Origin of the sequence: Mesorhizobium sp. WSM4313 (assembly GCF_002294725.1) — a bacterium.
Lineage (GTDB): Bacteria > Pseudomonadota > Alphaproteobacteria > Rhizobiales > Rhizobiaceae > Mesorhizobium.
The window spans coordinates 13,553-32,921 of record NZ_NSFT01000028.1; the positions used below are offsets into that span (position 1 = coordinate 13,553).

Below are 19,369 nucleotides of genomic sequence, written 5' to 3' on the forward strand. Positions count from 1 at the left end.
GTTAAACATACATGCTTCTGGCGCCCGACTGAATCCTGCCGAAACACGGGCTTCGCGCCGGACGAATTTCGCACTGCTCCAGGGACCGTCGGCTCTTTCGCCGCGATCGAAGCCATTTGCAGGCAAGTGTTTCCAGACCAGAGGGTTTGGAAACGATCAGCCGGTTTCCGAGCCATTCCCGTGAAACAGACCAGGCGCATTTTCCGGCATCCGCCGCCGACATATCAGCCATTTCAATGGAGGAAGTGCCAATGTCAGTGCTCGGAACCCTGCTCCATTTCAGCCGCGCCATCATCCACGCGCACAACAATGCCAAGGTCAGAAACCTGATGGATGTCCCGCCGCCCGAAACCCGCAGGGACATGGGCCCGCATGTTTCGCCGGACGCCTCCGAAAAGGAGCCCGGCGCCATTCACCCCGGAGGACGCTGACACAAGCGGAGTCCCGGACCGGCCTCGTCCCACTCACCGGGAGGCTGGTGTTGCTTTGTGATTGCGTTGGCGCGCATAGGCCACACATGCGTCCACGGTGCTGACGCAGAGCGCATCGACGCTGTTCGGCAGATTGTTGTCGCCGGCATAGGCAACCTCGGCGACACGACCGCCGATCATGCGGATCTGCGTGTTGCAGTAGCCGCCGGGAGCGACGTTGACTGACCCTCCAACCGCCGGAATCGCGCCCACAGCCATCGTCGGCACCGCGATGCTGAGGTTGCCGCGTTGCACGGTGCGCTGGTAGGTCCAAATCTGACCGGAAGGCCCTGTGTCGGCCGTCGCGGTCGGAAAGCCGGCGCACATGCGAACATCGGCCTCGCTGAGACCGACCATCTCCTTGCGGGCAGCGGCCGTGGTGGCGTCGACCTTGGCGATGCTCGACGTATCGTCGGGGATGACGCAGGACGACAGGGTGGAGATGCCTGCCGCAACAAAGGCAAGTTTTCGAATATGCAAGGATGTCATGCCGTCGGTCGGAGTTGGTGCCGCCCCAGCGCCCTCCTGCCTACCTAGGCAATCGGCCAAACGCGTCAACCCGCGGAATGCCGACGCATCTCCACGCCGATGCGCTTACACCACCCGGAAGTAGCTCGTCATGCCGGTCTTCTGGTGCTCGATGATGTGGCAATGCAGCAGCCAGTCGCCGGGATTGTCGGCGACGAAGCCGAGCTGCACCTTCTCGTCGGGCTGGATGAGATAGGTGTCGGAGACCAGCGGCTGCACTGCCCTGGTCGAGGACGACAGCACCTTGAAGCTCATTCCGTGCAAATGGATCGGGTGCGCGTGCGGGGTGAGGTTCTCCATGTCGATGATGTAGCTGCGGCCAAGCTTCAGTTCGGCGAGCGGCGCGGTCGGGTCCGGCGTGTCGCCCGGCCACGGCACTTTGTTGATTGCCCAGAAACTGTAGCCGAGCGAGCCGCAAATGCCGTCGGCCGCGACGTTTTCCGCCGTAGCGCTCAGCGCCAAGGGAATCCGCTTGGCGCTTGTCAGGTCCACCTCCGGCACGGGATTGGCGTCAAGCGGGCCGAGATCGCGCAGGTCGTGCCTGAGCGATTTGCCGACCGAACGCAGCGTCGCCAGGATTTTCGGCTTGGTGCCTCTGACGTCGCGCAGGCTGACGATCGCGTCCTCCTCGTCGGGCATGCGGATGGCAAGCTCGAGCCGCTGGCCAGGCCCCAGCTGCAAGGCATCCGGCGTAAACCGCTGCGGCACCGGATTGCCGTCGAGCGCGATGACCGTCGCCTCCGCGCCGTCGACGCGGAAGGCATAGATGCGGGTGACGTCGGTGATGGCCGCCCGCAGCCGCACCAACCCGCCGGCCGGCGCATCGAATTGCGGCTGGTCGACCCAATTGGCGGTGCGCACCGTGCCGAAGGTGCCGGCCTTGGCCGCGTCGCGCGGCCGGAACGGCTCGATGAACTGGCCGTCGTCGCCGAGCCGCCAGTCGCGCAGGTTGACGACCATCTCGACATCGAAGACCGGGTCCTTCGGGTTCTCGACCACGATCACGCCCGTCAGGCCGTGACCCATCTGGACCAGCGTGTTGCAATGCGGGTGGTACCAGAAGGTGCCGGCGTCGGGCGGCGTGAATTCATAGTCGAAATTGTCGCCCTGATAGACATAGGGCTGCACCAGGAACGGCACGCCGTCCATCTTGTTGGGAACGCGGATGCCATGCCAGTGGATGGTCGTCGGCTCGTCGATGCCGTTGATCAAGCGCGCGGCAAACGGCTCGCCCTTTCTCATCCTGACGACCGGCGGCATGCCGGCCTCGCCGTAGGTCAGCACATTCTTCGTCGGCGCGCCGTCCATCAGCTGCGCCTCGATGGTGGCGGTTTTCAGGATCAGCGGGGCCGACTTGGCGGCTGCAAAGCCGGCCAATCTGCCGATAGTCGCGGCGCCGATGCCGGCCAGGCCTGCGGCAGCTGTGGTTTTGAGAAAGGCGCGGCGCGTGAATATCGTCATATGGTTTCCGTCGGCAGGATGCCTCGGCCGTTGGAATTGAGCTGAACCAGTGAGCCGCCTACCACCATCCGGCGCGCCGGCCTAGTCCCGCAGGCTGAAGACGAAGGGCGCGGTGCGGGTGACGCGGGCGCCGAGCTCCGCCGGCGGCGCCGGCACCGAGGCGCCCTGCAATGCGCCGAGCGCCGCGCGGTCGAGATCGCCATCGCCCGAGGATCGCGCCAGCCGGGCCGAGACCACCCTGCCGGAGGTGTCGACCGTGAAGGTCACGCTCGGCGTGCCCTCGGCCCGCCTGGAGCGCGCCGCGCTCGGATAGCGGGTGTGCCGCCTGATCCACGCCGCTAGGCTGGAATTCCAGCGCGACGGGCCGACGCTGGAGCGCGGCGCCTCATTCGAGGACTGCGGTGCTGCCGCCTTCGCCGCAGCCTTGGCGTCGATGCTGGCGGTGGTCGTCGCCTTTGGCGGTGGCGCCTTTTCCTTTTTCACCCGTTCTTTCGGCTTTTCGACCGGTTTTTTCTCAGCCTTCTTCCTAGCTTCGACCGGCTTTTGCACCTTCACCTCGGCTTCCACAGGTTTCGGTTGCGGCAGGGGAATGACGACGTCCGGCGCGATCGCCTCGACAGGATCGGGCACGACCTCGTCCAGCGGCGGCCGCTCGCTCAGGGCAGCAACGGCCTGTTCGGCGGGAGCGGCCTGTTTGGCCTCCTGCGTGTCGTCGGTATCGAGGGGCTGTTCAGCGACGGACTTGGTCTGCTCGGCCACCGGCGCCGGGTCGATCACCGATTTCGCGTCGATGGGCTTTTCCGTCTCCTCCGCCGCATCGGGCGGCTCCGGTGTCACCGTGTCCGGCATCGCCGCCTCTTCAGGCACGGCGGGGGCGATGGCCAGCGGCGCCATCTCGACCGCCAGCGCTGGCGGCGGACCGCCATCCTGCATCTCGGCGAAGCTAAGATTCTGCACCGCATAGGCAACCGCCACATGCGAGGCCAGAATGATTGCGGCGGCGCTCGTCCACAGGCCGGCCTCACGCGCGCCGAAGCGCGGCTGCGAAATGCGGGAAAGTGCGGCGAGCGTCATGGCGCTGAACCGTCACCCGGAGCCGACGCCGAGTTTACACCAGTTGCCGGAGCTCCAGACTCGGCCGGTCCGCCAGCACTGCCCGACGTAGTTTCGAGCCCCACCAGCGCGACCTTGAGGTAGCCGGCGCTACGCAGCAGGTTCATCACCTCCATCAGGTCGCCATAGCCGACCGTCCTGTCGGCACGCAGGAAGATGCGCGTCTGCTTGTCGCCCTTGGTGCGGTTGTCGAGCGCCCCGGCGAAGGCCGGGCGAAGCACGCTGTCATTGCCGATCGCCAGCGTCAGATCGCTTTTCAGCGTAAGGAACAGCGGTGTCTCGGGCCGCGGCGCCGGCGCAGCCGTCGATCCGGGCAGGTCGACATTGACGTCAACGGTGGCGAGCGGTGCAGCGACCATGAAGATGATCAGGAGCACGAGGATGACATCGATGAACGGCGTGACGTTGATGTCGTGGCTTTCCTCGAGATCGTCGCCGGACGTCTCGCGAATGCGTGCCGCCATCGCCGCTACTCCGCCGCCATGGCCGTCGCCTGCGGCACGGTGCGGAAATCGAGGTCGCGACTGACCAGCCGCTCGACGCCGGCGGAAGCGTCGGCGAGAATCTGCCTGTAGCCGGCTATCGAGCGCGCGAAGACGTTGTAGATGACGACCGCCGGAATGGCCGCGACAAGGCCCATGGCGGTGGCAAGCAACGCCTCGGCGATGCCGGGCGCGACGACGGCGAGGTTGGTGGTCTGCGCCTGCGAGATGCCGATAAAGGCGTTCATAATGCCCCAGACGGTGCCGAACAGGCCGACGAAGGGCGCCGTCGAGCCGATGGTGGCGAGCAGGCCGGTGCCGCGCGACATGCGCCGGGATGCCGCCGCCTCGATACGCGCAAGCCGGGAGGCGACGCGTTCCTTCAGGCCGTCGCCGGAGGCATGGTCGAGCGCGCCGGCCGAAAGCGCCCGTTCCTCTTCGGCCGCCCGCACCAGCAGCGCGCCCGGGCCGCCGCTGCGGCCAAGCTCCCGGCCGGCCTGCATCAATGTCGCGGCGTTGCCGATCGCATCGGCGGCGCGGCGGGCCCTCAGCTTGCCGCCCAGGACCTCCAGCGACTTGGCGAGCCAGATCGTCCAGGTGACGAGGGAAGCGAAGGCCAGCCCGACCATCACCGCCTTTACGACGATGTCGGCATTCATGAACATACCCCAGGGCGACAGGTCATGCGGCAGCGTCAGCGAGATAGAAGGCTCTTCGCTCGTGGCGCCGTTCGCAGCCGGCCGAATGCCTGGCCCCACCGACGTGGCGGCGGGCGCCTGTGCCGCAGGCGTCTGCAGGCTTGGAGCGGCCGGCGCCTGCTCGACTGGTGCAGGCGATCGTCCCTGCGCCGCGGCGACACCAGCCGAAAGAATGAGCGACGCGGCCAGCGCCGCCAAGAGGCTGTTTCGGGACAAGGCTCGTCCTCGCTTCATCGTTGCAATGCGGCGGCCGCCATACAGACAGGCGCAGGGCGAGCCGTGCCGGTTGACTATGAAACATGAGTTTGTGAGTCAACTATAAAGATGACTATGTTGCTCCACAATTCATAATGTGCCTATGCCCGCCTGAGCACGCTGCGGGCATGGACCGCAAGACGGTTGCCGGGCACGATGCGCATGGAGCAAGAAGAGCAGGCGGCCGATGATCAAGGCGATACCCTTCGACTTTCCCTATGACGGCAGACTGGAGCCACAGCACACGGCGCTGCTGGCGATCGACCTGCAGGAGGATTTCCTCTCGCCGACCGGCTACTTCGCCAGGAAGGGCTACGATCCGTCGCCGCTGCGAGCCATCCTGCCGGCGGTCAACCGGCTGATTGCCGCGGCCCGCGCCGCCGGCCTCACCATCATCCACACCAGGCAAGGCTATCGCGCCGACATGGCCGATATGACGCCTTACGAAAGATGGCGACGCAAGCGGGCAGGGCTCGACGGCACCGATGTCCTGCTGCGCTCCGGCCCAGGTTTCCAGATCGTTTCCGACATCGAGGTCGCGCCTGGAGACATCACCATCGACAAGACCTGCAACAGCGCCTTCACCCACACGGATCTCGAGCTCATTCTGCGGGCGCGCGGCATCACGCATCTGCTGTTCACCGGCTGCACGACGGATGTGTGCGTGCACACCACGTTGCGCGAGGCCTGCGACCGCAACTTCCAGTGCCTGACGATTTCGGACGCCTGCGCCAGCGGCGACCGGTATGCGCATGAAGCCGCACTGCATATGGTGACGGTCGAGGACGGCGTCTTCGGCGCGCTGGCGGACTCGGAGGCCGTCATCAGCGCGCTATCACGGCTCGCGGGTGTGGCGAGTTGAGGATTTCGGGATCGCGCGGATCGCCGGGTTCCGGCCAGCCGATATCCTTGCGGATGTCGAGAGGCAGCAGATAGAGCGTCCGCGCTGCCCGATAGCGGGCACGGGTCGCGGTGTATTCGCCCGCGATGCGAGCGATGGATGACAGGATCGACATTTGCTTCTCCCTTGGTTGATGCCGGGATGGCAACCCGGCACTCACCAAGACGAAACGCTGATGGCTGTTGGAACGGCGAGGATAAATTTTTCTGAACTCACGGCACGGCGGCCGCTCGATATAGGTCCATGGCAGCGTCCGGATCGCGAACTTGATTGATTGCCGAAAAACTTTTGCATGTACCGTTCCGTTTCCGGTTCGGGCTTCGTCTTGAGGGTCGTAACGGGTGCGAGAGCCAAGACGGCCTCCGCCATCAGGACAAACGGAGCCAAGCCATGTCGACCACAGTGACCTTGATCAACGTCTTCACCGCCAAGCCGGGCAAGCAGCAGGAACTCGCCAACACGCTTGCCGAGGGCACGAGGAGTTTCTTCAGCAGGCAGCCTGGCTCGCTGTCGTCATCCGTGGTGATCGGCGTCGACGGCAGCAAGGTGGCCAACATCTCGCAATGGCGTTCGGCGGACGACATTGCGGCCTTCCGCGGCGATCCCCGCTTCGGCGAATACATGAAGAGCATCGTCGAGCTCGCCTCCGGCGAGACCATGATGGGCCACACGACGTATTCCCATACGGGCGGGGTGGAGAACTGAAGCAATTCCAGGAAAAGTGTGAAACGGTTAGGTTCGGCGCCTTCGCCGACCTTCTGTCCGGAATTGCGTCAAACAAAGAGGTAGAGCACGCGTGACCGGTTCGCACGATCAGTCCGTTGCGGCAACCGAAACCAGGCTTCGCGCCTTCGAGCGCGATGCCGCTTCGCTGAGAGCCAAGCTGCACCGCTACGCGTCGCGCATGGTCGGATCGGTCATCGATGGCGAAGACATCGTCCAGGAGGCTTTGGCAAAAGGCTTCGTGGCGATCAGGAATGGCGACATGCCCGACAAGACCGAGCCTTGGTTGTTTCGCATCGCGCATAACGCCGCCCTCGATTTCCTGCGCAAGCGGGCCCGCTTGCGGGGGCGCGAAAGCGAAGTCGAGCTCGACACGATCGCCGACCAGAACTCGGCGCTGGATGCCCGAATTGCCGCCGAGGCGAGCCTGGCCGAACTGATGCAACTGCCGCCGGCGCAACGATGCACGGTCGTGCTGAAGGATGTGCTTGGACACAGCCTGGAAGAGATCGGCGAAATCCTCGAAACTTCCGAGACCGCGATCAAGGGCGCGCTGCAGCGGGGTCGCGAGAGCCTGCGCAAGCTGCCGGCCGCGCCGCGCATCGCGCCGCCCCGCCCGGCGCTCGACCAACACGACATGCGGCGCCTCGGCGATTATGTGGCCGCCTTCAACGCCAGGGACTTCGATACCTTGCGCGGCCTGCTGGCCGAGGACGTCAAGCTGGAGCTGGTCAACCGCCTGCGAGCCGACGGCAAGGAATATGTCGGCAATTATTTCGGCCGCTATGCCGACGAGACGCATTGGCATTTCACGGCCGGCCTCGTCGAAGGCCGGCCCGCTATCCTGGTCACCAGCCCGGAGCGTCCGGACGGACCGCCGCGCTATTTCATCCTCATCGATTGGGAGAACGGCCGGATCGCCGGCATCCGCGACTTCCTGTTCGCGGATTATGTGATGGACGGCCTGGACTATTCCGACGCGGAGCGACCTTAGTCTAGGACGCGCAGTGTTGCGCAAAAGGGTGCGAGGCTAACGCACCCGGCTGCGGAACTTCGGCCTCGCGGCGCGCCAGTGAATTCGCGACCAGCGCGATCGTCTCGCGCCCGATGCGGGCGATCTCGCCCAGGCGGTCGATGCCGCCGATCATGAACTCCTCGACGCCCAGCGCCGCATAGGGCAACAGCGCCAAGGCGAGCCGCGCCGGCGGCCCGGCAATCTCGACCGCCTTGTGATCCGAGGCGCCCGTCCAGCCGTCCGGGCGGATGCGCACCGGAAGCGCGAAGCGCAGCCTGCCGCCGCGGCCGTGCTCGGCGGCGGCGCTGCGCGCGCGCTCCATCAATTGCCTCACCTCGTCGGGCGAACCGGCGGCCAGCTCGAAGACATCGGCATGCTTGCCGGCGACCTTCAGCGCGGTGCCCGACTGACCGCCGAGCCGGATGACGAGATCGGCGCCGTGCGGACCCTTGCGGGGCACGAAGCCGTCGCGCACGCTGTAGAAGGCGCCCTCATGGTCGAACGGCCTGTCGTTCGACCACAGCCGCTTCAGCAGCACCAGATATTCGTCGATGCGCTGCCACACGACGCTGTGGCCGACCGGTCGCGCCTCGGCATCGCTGTCTTCAAGCGGCTCGCTCAGCATGCGAAGCGACAGACGCCCCCCGCCTCTGCGGTCGAGCGCTGCGAGCTGCCCTGCCGCCACCGTCGGCTCGATAACGCCGGCCCAATGCGTCAGCACCACCTCCAGCGAGCCGGTGCGGTCGAGTGTCTGCGCGGCGATGTCCATGTTGGTGAGCAGGCCGGCCGGATCGTCCACCACCAGCTTGCGGAAACCGGAATCCTCGATCAGCGACAATTTGGTCGCCGTCTCGGCGAAATCATAGAAAAAGCTGCCATTGGCAGGCTTGTCTGGAACATGCGTGAACTCGATTGGCATTGCCATCTCCTCCATCACGTTGGGCCGCCCCGCTCCGAACCCCCGAGTCAAATCCATCTCGTCGGCGCGCCACAGCGCGCCGGCCTTCTTCAGCTCCGATTACACAACTCAGATTTTTGGACGGCGGGGCCTTTGTCTTTACGCAATTCCGGGCGGAAAACAGATCGCACTTTCCTGGAATTGCTCTGGCCCCGGCTCAGTCAGGGGATGATCCCGAAAACGACGGCGCCGGTGAACACGAAGGCAAGCGCAAAGACGAGATAGGCGAACGTGCCGCCATAGGCGGGCCTCCAGCTCGGGTCGGCGGCAAGCCTCTGGCCTTTGCGTTGGGCGTTCTGAATGTAGGACATGGTCGATCCTCCGTCGCGACCGTTAATCTATAAAGTTAGTAGACTTTGTCGATTGCTATTTTTGAGCAGTTTCTGGAACAAATTTTTGGGGAGGATGCAATCTGTGGTTTTTCATTCTCGCCTGGTAGCGGCATACCCGGTTCCAGGTTCTTCGTTCCAGAACGGCCAGGCGCTCGACGGAGTGGGACCCATGGCGCGGTGCAAGGAGATTCGTGCGCCGAGTGCCCTTTCGCTCGCGGCGGTTGCGAGGTGGTTCCCCCACTCCGCCGCTGCTTCGCAGCGCCACCTCTCCCTCCGGAGGGAGAGGAAAGGGCGCCGCCCCCCTAACGCTCCTCCCGTCGGAACGGCTTCAGCAGCGCCGAAGGCGCCACCGCGTTGCGCGACATGAAGGCCATGGCGACGATGGTGAAGATGAAGGGCAGCATCAGGAAGGCTTCGTAGGGGATGTGGCCGAGGCCGCTCGCCTGCATCCTGAGCTGCAGCGCGTCGACGAAGGCAAAAAGCAGCGCCGCGCCCGCCGAGCGCCAGGGATCCCAGCGGCCGAACACGACCAGCGCGATCGCCACCCAGCCGCGCCCGGATACGACGCCGAAGGTGAAGGCGTTGAACTGCGCCATGGTGAGGAAGGCGCCGGCAAGGCCCATCAGCGCGCCGCCGAGGATCACCGCCTGGAAGCGCGTGGCAATCACGCTGACGCCGGCCGAGTCCGCCGCGCGCGGATTCTCGCCGACCATGCGCACGGACAGCCCCCATGGCGTGCGGTAGAGCACGAAGGCGGCGAGCGGGATGGCGATGATCGCCAGATAAACCAGCGTGAACTGGCTGAACACCGCCGGGCCGAGGATCGGGATATCCGAAAGCAGCGGGATCGGCACCGGCTTGAAGCCATCGATGCTCGGCGGCACCGATTGCTGGCCGAAGATCAGCCGGTAGAGGAAATAGGCAAGACCGGATGAGAACAGCGTCACGCCGATGCCGCAGACATGCTGGCTGAGGCCCAGCGCCACGGTGAACAGCGCATGCAGCGCGCCCATCAGCGCCCCGACCAGCACGGCCACCAGTACGCCCAGCCACAGATTGCCGCTAAGGCTCGCGGCGGTGAATCCGGCCATCGCCGACAGCAGCATGATGCCTTCGATGCCGAGATTGAGCACGCCGGCGCGCTCGGAGAACATTTCGCCAAGGGTGGCGAAGGCGAGCGGCGTGGCGATGCGGATGATGGCGGCGAGGAAGCCGACCTGGAAGATCTGCTCGAACACCACGCTCATGCTGGCGCTCCCACGCGGCGGATGCGGTAGGCGGTGAAAAGCAGCGCCACCAGCATGGCCAGCAGCGCCGTGCCCTGGATGACATCGCTTAAGAAAGCCGGCACGCCGGTCGCCCGCGACATCGCCTCGGCGCCGGTCATGACGGCGGCCAGGAAGATCGCCGCCGGTAACACGCCGAGCGGGTTGAGCCTGGCGAGCATGGCGACGACGATGCCGGAATAGCCGTAGCCCGGCGAGATGTCGCTCATCACCTGGAAGTGGACGCCGCCTACCTCGCCGACGCCGGCGAGACCGGCCAGCGCGCCGGAGAGCAGCGCGGTGGAAAGCAGCACGCGCTGCACGTTGATGCCGCCATAGCGCGCCGCCTCCGGGTTCTCGCCGGTGACACGGATCCTGAAGCCGAGCGTGGTGCGTGCGATCAGGAACCAGCAAAGGGGTGCGGCGATCAGCGCCACGACCACGCCGAGATGCAGCCTTGTGCCCTCGACCAGCACCGGGAAATTGGCCGAGTCCTCGATCGGCGGCGAGATCGGATAGCCGGAGAAGGTGTCCTTCCACGGCCCCTCGATCAGCGCCATCAGCGCGTAATAGATGACCGAGTTGAGCAACAGAGAACTCACCACATCGTCGACTTTGAATTTGACGCGCAATGTCGCCGGCACCAGCGCGACGAGAGCGCCCGCAGCCGCGCCTACAAGGGCCATCAGCAGCATAGCGAGATAGCCCGGCATCGGGATGGCGCCGACAAAGCAGCTTGCCACCGCGCCGGCGAGCAGCTGGCCCTCGGCGCCGATGTTCCAGAATTTGGCGCGGAAGGCGATCGCCACCGCCAGGCCGGTGAAGATCATCGGGGCGGCGCGCACCAGCGTCTCGGTGATGGCGTAGCTGTCGCCGAGCGATGCAGACAGCATCACGCCATAGGCCTCGACGACGCCGGCGCCGGCAATCGCGATCAGGCCGCTGCACAGGATCAGTGTGGCGGCGATGGCGACCAGCGGCAGCGCGAGGTTGAACCATGCGGGCGTCGACGTGCGGGCTTCGAGGCGAAACATCAGGCGTGCCCCTCCGCGCCGGTCATCATCAGGCCGAGCCTTGCGACGGTGGCATCCGCGCTGGGAAGCGTGCCCGCGATGCGGCCCTCATACATCACGGCGATGCGATCCGAGAGCATCAGCAATTCCTCGAGGTCCTCGCCGATGACGATGATGCCGCAGCCCTTGGCGCGCATGGCGAGGAATTTCTCCTGGATGAAGCGGGCGGCGCCGATGTCGAGGCCGCGCGTCGGCTGCGAGACGATCAGCACCTTGGGGTCGAAGGCGAGCTCGCGGGCAAGAAGCACCTTCTGCAGATTGCCGCCGGACAACGCTCCGGCGCGCACCATCGGTCCGGGACAGCGTATGTCATAGGCCTTGATCTGTTGCTCGGCGAAGGCGCGGATGGCGGCCGGGTTGAGCAGGCCCTTGCGGCTGAAGACCTCGGTGCCGATACGCGGCAGCACCATGGAATCGGCTAAAGGCAGGTTTGTGACGAGGCCGGTGGTCATCCGGTCTTCCGGGATGCGGCCGAGGCCGAGCGTCTGCAATTCACGCGGCGAAAATTGCGCAACCGCTTTGCCGGCTATCGTCATCGCTCCGGCCTTGGGCGGCAGCATGCCGGAAATGACATCGGCCAGCGCGCGCTGGCCGTTGCCGGAAACGCCGGCGATGCCCAGGATCTCGCCTGCGCGGACGAAAAGCGAGACGTCGCGCAGCGGCGTGCCGGCATGAGCGGAAGTGGATATGCGGTCGAGCGTCAGCACGGAAGCGCCGGGCGTCGAAGACTGCTTGACCGGCGGGACGATTTCGTGGCCGCACATCAGCTTGGCCATTTCCGCCGACGTGGTGCTTGCCGGATCGTCGACGCGGCCGGCGACCTTGCCGTGGCGCAGCACGACGCAGCGATGGGTGAGCGCCCTGACTTCGTTGAGCTTGTGCGAGATGAAGATGATGCCGAGCCCTTGCGCCGCCATAGAGCGCAGGGCGGCGAACAGGCCGTCCACTTCGCTCGGCGCCAGCACCGCCGTCGGCTCATCGAGAATCAAAAGCCTGGCGCCGCGAAACAGCGCCTTGATGATTTCCAGCCGCTGCTGCTCGCCGACGGACAGCGCCGACACCGGCAGGTTCGGATCGAGGCTCAGCCCATATTGCCGGCTGATTTCGTCCAGGCGGGCAAGCCCGCGAGCACGGTCGATACGACCGGACTTGCCGGCAATGCCGATCAAAAGGTTTTCCAGCACCGTAAGGCGCGGCGCGAGGTGGAAATGCTGGTGCACCATGCCGATGCCGGCGGCCAGGGCGTCGGCGGAATTGTGGATGGCAACGGGCCTGCCTTCGACCAGGATCTCGCCGGCGTCCGGCGCATAGGCGCCGAACAGCACGTTCATCAGCGTCGTCTTGCCGGCGCCGTTCTCACCGAGCAGGCCGAGAATCTCGCCGGGCGCGACGCTAAGGTCGACGGCCTCGTTCGCCTTGACGGCGCCGAAGCTCTTGGTGATGCCGCGCATTTCGATGAGTGGGGCGGACAAGGGTGCTCCTGCAGGATTGGCTTACTTGAAAGGGCGTGCCCGGCGCACCCCCCTCTGGCCTGCCGGCCATCTCCCCCTCAAGGGGGGAGATCAGATGTCACGGCGGCCTTGCCAACTTTCAACGTTGAAAGCATCGAACACCGTCGACGGAACTGCCAATCTCCCCCCTTGAGGGGGAGATGTCCGGCAGGACAGAGAGGGGGGCCTCGCGCCGCCCCTGGCGTCAGTCCGAAACCGGCGTGTTCTCGTCGACGTCGACGCGGAAATTGCCTTCGAGGATCTCGGCCTTCTTCTTCTCGACCAGGTCCTTGACGTCCGCCGGCAGCGTCTTGTCGAACTTGTGGAAGGGCGCCAGATACGAACCGCCCTTGGCCATGCGCGAGAAATCGCCATAGTCCTGCGCGGTGAAGACGCCGGCCTTGACCAGCTTGATCGCCTGCTCGACCGTTGGGTACATGTCCCACACCGGGCCGGTGATGACCGTATCCGGCCCGAGGCTGGACTGGTCGGACATGTTGGAGATGGCAAAAATCTTCTTCTCGACCGCAGCCTCGATGACACCGAACCGCTCGGCATAGATGACGTCGACGCCGGCATCGATCTGCGCCACGGCTGCTTCCTTGGCCTTGGGCGGATCGAAGAAGGAGCCGATGAAGGCGACCTTCTTCTTGACGTTCGGGTTGACCTCCTTGGCGCCGGCGAAGAAAGCGTTGACCAGCCGGTTCACTTCCGGGATGCCCATCGCCGCGACGGCGCCCACCGTGCCCGATTTCGACATCTTTCCGGCGATCATGCCGGAGAGATAGGCGGGCTCGTGAATCCAGTTGTCGAAGACACCAAAATTGGGCTCGGCCGGGCCGGCGCCGGAGCCGAACAGCCACGCGGTCTTCGGGAATTGTTTGGCCGTGCGGCGCGACTCGCGCTCGGCGGCGAAGGCGTCGCCCAGCACCAGCTGGTACCCCCCTTGAGCATATTCGCGCATCACGCGGCTGAAGTCGGCGGTCTGCACCTTTTCCGACCATTTGTATTCGATGCCCAGCTCCTTCTCGGCCTTCTGCAGGGCGACATGGATCTGGTTGTCCCACGGCTCCTCGATCGGCGTGGCGAAGATCGCCGCCACCTTCAGCTTCTTGTCCTTGGCGAAGGCCGCGCCGGGCAGCACGGTAGCCGCGAGGCCGAGCGCGCCGAGTTCCAGCACGCTGCGCCGCGACAGGCCGGCGCGTTGCGTTTTGCTACGTTCGTTTTCCATTGAAGTGCCCCTCTGTTCGACAGCCGTGTCGAGCCGGCCGTTCCAAAATGTCAGACACCCGGGACTATGGAACGGCGCCTGAGATTTGTCCACATGGTCAAATTTGGTGGGGACGCCTGTGCGTTCGTCATCCCCGGGCGGAGCAAGGAGCGTAGCGACGCAGCGCAGACCCGAGGATCCATGCCGTGACCTCGACGCTGCTCAACGGCGCAGAACCAGCGACGGCTGCGCCAATGCCTGTTCTGGACCGTGGCATTCTTCGTCTGATCGAACGGCATGGATTCCAGGGTCTACGCTTCGCTTCGCCCTGGAATGACGAATTGCCGGGCGTCGCCCACTTCCCAAGCGCCCGTCTCGGCAAACCGCCTCAACGCCGGCGCCGGCTCGAAAATCGGCCGGCCGGTCTGTCGGTGCCAGTGCTCCAGCCGCTCGACGATCTTCGCCGCACCTTCAAGCCCCGCCCAGAACATCGGCCCGCCCTTGCCGATCGGGAAGCCGTAGCCATTGACCCAGACGACATCGATATCGGACGCGCGCGCTGCGATGCCTTCCTCAAGAATCCTGGCGCCCTCGTTGGCCAGCGGATAGAGCGTGCGCTCGACGATCTCGTCGGCGCCGATCTCGCGCCGCGCAATTCCAAGCTCCGCCGCCTTGGCCCGGACCAGCACCTCGACGTCCGGATCGGCAATCGGCTCACGCGAGCCGGTCTCGTAACGATACCAGCCGCGCCCGGTCTTCTGGCCGAAATGGCCCTGCTCGCACATCGTATCGGCAATCACCGCCGTCTGGCTGCGGGCCTTGCGGTTGCGCCAGCCGATATCGAGGCCGGCGAGGTCGCCCATCTGGAACGGCCCCATCGGCCAGCCGAAATCGGTGAAGGCCTTGTCGACCTGACTTGGCGTCGCGCCTTCAAGCAACAGCGCCTCGTTCTCGGCGCCCCTTGCGGACAGCATGCGGTTGCCGACAAAACCGTGGCAGACGCCGACGACGACCGCGACCTTTCCGATGCGCCGCGCGAGGTCGGTGACCGTCGCCAGAACCTCAGGTGCGGTCTTTTCGGCGCGCACGATCTCAAGGAGCTTCATGACGTTTGCCGGCGAAAAGAAATGCATGCCGAGCACGTCTTGCCGCCGCGACGTAGAGGCGGCGATTTCGTTCACGTCGAGATAGGAGGTGTTGGTGGCGAGGATGGCGCCGGGCCTGGCGACCGCATCGAGCCTGCCGAACACGTCCTTCTTCACCGCCATGTCCTCGAACACGGCCTCGATGATCAAGTCGCAATCGACGAGATCGGCGTAGTCGGTGCTGCCCTTGAATAGGCCGAGCCGCTGCTGCTTGGCCTCTTCCGTCAACGAGCCGCGGCCGACGGAGACGGCATAGTTCTTCTCGATCGTCGCCAGGCCGCGCCGCAGCGCTTCCTCGCTGGTCTCGAGCAAAGTCACCGGCAGACCGCCATTGGCGAAGGCCATCGCGATGCCGCCGCCCATCGTGCCGGCGCCGATGATGCCGACGCGTTCGATCCGGCGCTTCTGCAGATCCTTACCCGGTATCTTCGCCGCCTCGCGCTCGGCAAAGAACAAATGCCGCTGCGCGCGCGACTGGTCGCCGGAAACGAGTTTTTGGAAAAGCTCCCGCTCGGCCGCGAGCGCTGCGTCGAACGGCAAGGTGATCGCGTTACGCACGGCTTCGGCGCAGGCAAGCGGCGCGTCCAGTCCGCGGGCTTTCTTGGCCAGATCGGCGCCTTGGCGGTCGAGGGCACCGAGGTCGGTTCCGGCAAGGCGGTCGTTGCGGTCACGCACCGGCACGAACGGTCCGCCTCGATAATCCATTTCGCGGGCGAAACGAACCGCCTCTGCCAACAGATCGGTGTCGACAACCGCATCGGCAAGACCGACGGCCTTCGCCTCGCCGGCCGAGATCGGGCTGCCCGAGACGATCATGCCGAGCGCTTTTGCGGCGCCGATCAGGCGTGGCAAACGTACGGTCCCGCCGCCGCCCGGCAGCAGGCCGAGCTTTACCTCCGGCAGGCCGAGCTTGGCGCCGGCGTCCGCGACGCGAAAATGGCAGCCCAACGCCAGTTCCAGCCCGCCGCCCAGCGCTGTTCCGTGAATGGCGGCGACCGTCGGCTTGGCGATGGTTTCCAGCAGGGCGATAATGGCGCGCAATTCCGGTTGCTCGACCGGCTTGCCGAATTCGGTGATGTCGGCGCCCGCGACAAAGGTGCGGCCGGCGCAGGCGATGACGATCGCGCTCGCGGCGGGATCGTCGCGCAAAGCGGTGAGCGCCTCGTAAAGCGGCTTGCGGACATGAAAGCTCAGCGCATTGACCGGCGGGTTGTCGATGGTGACCACCGCCACGCCGTTCTCGTTCGTGACGCTGACAGAACTGGACAAGCGGAACCTCCCGAGACCGGCTGCAACCGCGCAAGGGTTTACTAGGCAGCGACCCGAATGGGAACCCGATCCGGCCCTGGCCCAATTGTTGGCGAGGCCCGGTTAGTTGTCCACGCGGCCGAAGGGCGGCACGTCGCCGATCACCTCGCGCTTGTCCTTGCCGCAGGCGAAGGTCTTTGCCTTTTCGTCGGCGAGCTTGCGCGCCTGGTCGTTGGCCTGCGGATTGCCAGTGGCTAATACCAGGCCGATCGTGCAACCTTGATGCTCTTCCGGTTGCGCCACCTTGGCGACGACCAGCACATCGGTCGATTTCTTTTCGTCCTCAGGGTTGCTGACGGAGCGGCGGTGGATGGCGGCGAAGGGGATGACGACGTCGCCATTGGTCTCGATGCGCCATTCGACTTTCGGTCCAGAGCCGTTGAACGCGGTAAAACTCTCCCAGACCGCAGTCATGTCGTCGGACGGAAAGCCGTAATAGACGGATTCGCGCGCGTCGTCGTAGCTGATCATCACCGGGTAGCCGCGATAGCCGGAGCAAGCGAGGCTCGCCCAGTCGCCGTCGCCTTCTGCGGCCTGCGCATAGGTCACGCAGTCCTTCTTCGAGTCGAGCTCGGTATAGGCGCTGGAGATGTCGCCGGCCTGGGCCGCCTGGCAGAAACCGGCGAGGGCAAGCGGGACCAGAAGAGCGCGCATCGCTGACAACTCCGTTCGAGCTGCCCGAGCGTAACGTCAATCGCTATTTCTTCAAGCTGGCTTCGATCAAGAGATCGGCGTTGCGGGCGACCGCCGCTGCCGGTCCGCCCAAGCCAAACAACTGGCCGCTGATATAGGCGCCTTCGATGAGCAGCAGCAGGCCGTCGCCCAGCGTGTCGGGATCGGCAGCGCCCATGGCGGCCGCCATGGCGCGCAGGCGCCGGCGCAATTCCACTTTGTTGTTCTCGCTCACCACCCGCGCGGGATGGCCGCGCTCGGGATATTCCACCGCCGCGTTGGTCATGCCGCAGCCGCGATAATCGGGCTTTTGCGTGCGTTTGCCGACGCGGGTCAGGAAAGCGATGATCTGGGCCCGCGGATCGCCCGGATGCGCATCGACCGCTTCGTCGAAGCGTTCCCAGAATTCGAGGTCGTATTTGCGCAAATAGGAGGCGGCGAGCTCATCCTTGGACGGGAAGCTGCGGTACAGGCTCGGCTTTGTGACGCCGGCGCGCCTGACGATCTCGTCGACGCCGATTGCCCTTATGCCCTCGCGGTAAAAGAGGTCGCGCGCCACGTCCAGGATCTTGTCCGCCGCCCTCGGAGCAGGGGGCTCGCTGATCGACGCTTCAATTTTATTGTCGGATGGCATTCAAACAACTCGCTTGACAATGTTACTGACCGGTACGTATGTATGGCCTCATTCCATTGCAACGTACCGGTCAGTAACATGATAATCCAGTCCCGTCCGTTTGGCCAGCGCTACGCATTTGTCGTCGTCGCCGTCATTTTCCTGTGCCTGCTGATCGCGGCCGGGCTCCGTTCGGCGCCCTCGGTGATGATGGTGCCGCTGGAGGAAAGCTTCGGCTGGCATCGCGACGTAACGTCCTGGGCCGCCAGTGTCGGCATCCTGCTCTACGGCTTGACCGGACCGTTCGCCGCCGCGCTGATGGAGCGCATCGGGTTGCGCCGCACGCTGCTCGGCTCCCTGCTGGTGATGTCGGGATCGACCGCGCTCAGCCTGTTCATGACTGAGCCATGGCATCTTTTCATCACCTGGGGCGTGTTTTCCGGCATTGGTTCGGGCGCGGTGGCGAGCGTGCTCGGCGCCACCATCGTCAACCGTTGGTTCAAGACCAATCGCGGCTTGATGATGGGCCTGATGTCAGCCTCCAGCGCCACCGGCATGCTGGTTTTCCTGCCGCTCATCGCCTCGCTGGCGCAGAGCGGCGGCTGGAAGCCGGTGGCGATCGCCGTGGCGCTGGCCACCGCCGCGCTGATACCTTTCGTCTTGCTGCTGGTGCCGGAGCGCCCCGCTTCGATCGGCCAGGTTCGTTACGGCGCCGATGCCGACGACGTGCCGCCGGTGTCGCCGGCATCGCAGGGCAATTTCCTGGCCCACACGCTGAACACGCTGCGCCGCGCGGCGGGCACGCGGGTGTTCTGGTACCTGTTCGCCACCTTCTTCGTCTGCGGCTTCACCACCAATGGACTCGTCGGCACGCATCTCATCGCCTTCTGCGGCGATATGGGCATCGGCGAGGTGCAGGCAGCCGGGCTGTTGTCGATGATGGGCATTTTCGATCTGATCGGCACCACGCTCTCCGGCTGGCTCACCGACCGTTTCGATCCGCGCAAGCTGCTCGGCGTCTATTACGCGGTGCGCGGTCTGTCGCTGATCTACCTGCCCTATTCCGGCTTCTCGGCGACCAGCCTGGTTATCTTCGCCGTGCTCTACGGGCTCGACTGGATCGCCACCGTGCCGCCGACGCTGAGGCTTGCCAACGAGGCGTTCGGCGATCGCAGCGGACCGATCGTGTTCGGCTGGATCGTCGCCGGCCACCAGGTGGGCGCCGCGGCGGCCGCCGCCTTCGGCGGCACGATGCGCGAGCTGCAGGGCAATTACGAGCTGGCCTTCCTGATCGCGGGGATGACCGGCATCGCGGCGGCGTGTATCTCGCTCTTGATCAACACGAGCAGGCCGGCCTTCGGGCCGGAGCCGCAGGCGGCTTAGGCGCGACTTTCCCTTCTCCCCTTGTGGGAGAAGGTGGCCGCGAAGCGGCCGGATGAGGGGTGCTCCAGGGAACACCGACGCCTCACTCCGCTGGAACACCCCTCATCCGTCTCGGCGCTATCGCGCCGATCCACCTTCTCCCACAAGGGGCCTGTTGCGTAATTGGCTGGTTGTGATTCTCTGAGAGGAAGCTCGGAGGGAATCGCGATGGCTGTGAAGCAGACGGGACAGTTGAGCCTGGCGGAGGCGTTTCTAGGCGACAAGCTTGCGGGCG

The 19,369-nt window shown here is 65.4% G+C and carries 20 protein-coding genes; 5 read left to right on the forward strand and 15 right to left on the reverse strand.

The features are described 5' to 3' along the window. The first annotated feature begins 251 nt into the window (after positions 1-251). Positions 252-431, forward strand: coding sequence for a hypothetical protein (locus CK219_RS29680; RefSeq protein WP_095770049.1), 180 nt, complete (start codon positions 252-254; stop codon positions 429-431). Between the two features lie 33 nt (positions 432-464). Here the strand turns inward: CK219_RS29680 and CK219_RS29685 are convergent, their stop codons facing one another. The 5 genes from CK219_RS29685 to exbB all read right to left on the reverse strand — a co-directional run bounded on the left by CK219_RS29685 (position 465) and on the right by exbB (position 4,968). Then, positions 465-959, reverse strand: a complete 495-nt coding sequence (locus tag CK219_RS29685; RefSeq protein WP_095770050.1) for a hypothetical protein — start codon at positions 957-959, stop codon at positions 465-467. Between the two features lie 105 nt (positions 960-1,064). Further along, positions 1,065-2,459, reverse strand: coding sequence for a multicopper oxidase family protein (locus CK219_RS29690; RefSeq protein ID WP_095770051.1), 1,395 nt, complete (start codon positions 2,457-2,459; stop codon positions 1,065-1,067). Positions 2,460-2,540: 81 nt separating this feature from the next. Next, positions 2,541-3,533 carry an energy transducer TonB gene (locus tag CK219_RS29695; protein WP_095770052.1) on the reverse strand — a complete coding sequence of 331 codons (993 nt, stop codon included), beginning with the start codon at positions 3,531-3,533 and terminating at the stop codon, positions 2,541-2,543. Next, positions 3,530-4,036 (reverse strand): TonB system transport protein ExbD, encoded by a 507-nt coding sequence (exbD, locus tag CK219_RS29700; RefSeq protein WP_095770053.1) that lies wholly within the window; start codon positions 4,034-4,036, stop codon positions 3,530-3,532. The genes CK219_RS29695 and exbD overlap by 4 nt, the downstream gene beginning before the upstream one ends. Before the next feature lie 5 nt (positions 4,037-4,041). Further along, positions 4,042-4,968, reverse strand: a complete 927-nt coding sequence (exbB, locus tag CK219_RS29705; protein ID WP_095770054.1) for a tonB-system energizer ExbB — start codon at positions 4,966-4,968, stop codon at positions 4,042-4,044. A 226-nt stretch (positions 4,969-5,194) separates the two neighbouring features. Here exbB and CK219_RS29710 point away from each other — a divergent pair, with 226 nt between their 5' ends. Continuing rightward, positions 5,195-5,869 carry an isochorismatase family cysteine hydrolase gene (locus CK219_RS29710; RefSeq protein WP_095770055.1) on the forward strand — a complete coding sequence of 225 codons (675 nt, stop codon included), beginning with the start codon at positions 5,195-5,197 and terminating at the stop codon, positions 5,867-5,869. Here CK219_RS29710 and CK219_RS29715 read toward each other — a convergent pair. Further along, positions 5,832-6,023, reverse strand: a complete 192-nt coding sequence (locus CK219_RS29715; RefSeq protein ID WP_095770056.1) for a hypothetical protein — start codon at positions 6,021-6,023, stop codon at positions 5,832-5,834. The genes CK219_RS29710 and CK219_RS29715 overlap by 38 nt on opposite strands. 275 nt (positions 6,024-6,298) lie before the next feature. Between CK219_RS29715 and CK219_RS29720 the strand changes: the two genes are divergently transcribed. After that, positions 6,299-6,613, forward strand: a complete 315-nt coding sequence (locus CK219_RS29720) for an antibiotic biosynthesis monooxygenase (protein WP_095770057.1) — start codon at positions 6,299-6,301, stop codon at positions 6,611-6,613. Positions 6,614-6,704: 91 nt separating this feature from the next. Next, positions 6,705-7,625, forward strand: a complete 921-nt coding sequence (locus CK219_RS29725; RefSeq protein WP_095770058.1) for a sigma-70 family RNA polymerase sigma factor — start codon at positions 6,705-6,707, stop codon at positions 7,623-7,625. A 1-nt stretch (position 7,626) separates the two neighbouring features. On the opposite strand, the gene CK219_RS29730 is transcribed toward CK219_RS29725, so the two are convergent. The 9 genes from CK219_RS29730 to CK219_RS29770 all read right to left on the reverse strand — a co-directional run bounded on the left by CK219_RS29730 (position 7,627) and on the right by CK219_RS29770 (position 17,733). Beyond that, on the reverse strand, positions 7,627-8,565 hold the full coding sequence (locus tag CK219_RS29730; protein ID WP_095770070.1) for an LLM class flavin-dependent oxidoreductase: 939 nt from the start codon (positions 8,563-8,565) through the stop codon (positions 7,627-7,629). A 200-nt stretch (positions 8,566-8,765) separates the two neighbouring features. Beyond that, positions 8,766-8,915: a hypothetical protein gene (locus CK219_RS29735; RefSeq protein ID WP_095770059.1), complete on the reverse strand. Its 150-nt coding sequence runs from the start codon at positions 8,913-8,915 to the stop codon at positions 8,766-8,768. Positions 8,916-9,238: 323 nt separating this feature from the next. Next, positions 9,239-10,183, reverse strand: coding sequence for an ABC transporter permease (locus CK219_RS29740; protein WP_095770060.1), 945 nt, complete (start codon positions 10,181-10,183; stop codon positions 9,239-9,241). After that, on the reverse strand, positions 10,180-11,235 hold the full coding sequence (locus CK219_RS29745) for an ABC transporter permease (RefSeq protein ID WP_095770061.1): 1,056 nt from the start codon (positions 11,233-11,235) through the stop codon (positions 10,180-10,182). The genes CK219_RS29740 and CK219_RS29745 overlap by 4 nt, the downstream gene beginning before the upstream one ends. Beyond that, a complete protein-coding gene (locus CK219_RS29750; RefSeq protein ID WP_095770062.1) occupies positions 11,235-12,746 on the reverse strand; it encodes an ABC transporter ATP-binding protein in 1,512 nt (503 codons plus the stop codon). The genes CK219_RS29745 and CK219_RS29750 overlap by 1 nt, the downstream gene beginning before the upstream one ends. A gap of 223 nt (positions 12,747-12,969) precedes the next feature. Beyond that, on the reverse strand, positions 12,970-13,995 hold the full coding sequence (locus CK219_RS29755; RefSeq protein WP_095770063.1) for a BMP family protein: 1,026 nt from the start codon (positions 13,993-13,995) through the stop codon (positions 12,970-12,972). A 290-nt stretch (positions 13,996-14,285) separates the two neighbouring features. Beyond that, complete coding sequence (locus CK219_RS29760) at positions 14,286-16,388, reverse strand: 3-hydroxyacyl-CoA dehydrogenase NAD-binding domain-containing protein (RefSeq protein WP_095770064.1); 2,103 nt, start codon at positions 16,386-16,388, stop codon at positions 14,286-14,288. A gap of 102 nt (positions 16,389-16,490) precedes the next feature. Then, complete coding sequence (locus tag CK219_RS29765) at positions 16,491-17,081, reverse strand: hypothetical protein (protein ID WP_095770065.1); 591 nt, start codon at positions 17,079-17,081, stop codon at positions 16,491-16,493. Positions 17,082-17,124: 43 nt separating this feature from the next. Beyond that, a complete protein-coding gene (locus CK219_RS29770) occupies positions 17,125-17,733 on the reverse strand; it encodes a TetR/AcrR family transcriptional regulator (protein ID WP_095770066.1) in 609 nt (202 codons plus the stop codon). Positions 17,734-17,811: 78 nt separating this feature from the next. Here CK219_RS29770 and CK219_RS29775 point away from each other — a divergent pair, with 78 nt between their 5' ends. Further along, the gene (locus CK219_RS29775; RefSeq protein ID WP_095770067.1) at positions 17,812-19,095 is read left to right on the forward strand and encodes an MFS transporter; all 1,284 of its coding nucleotides are present in this window, start codon (positions 17,812-17,814) and stop codon (positions 19,093-19,095) included. The last annotated feature ends 274 nt before the right edge of the window (positions 19,096-19,369 follow it).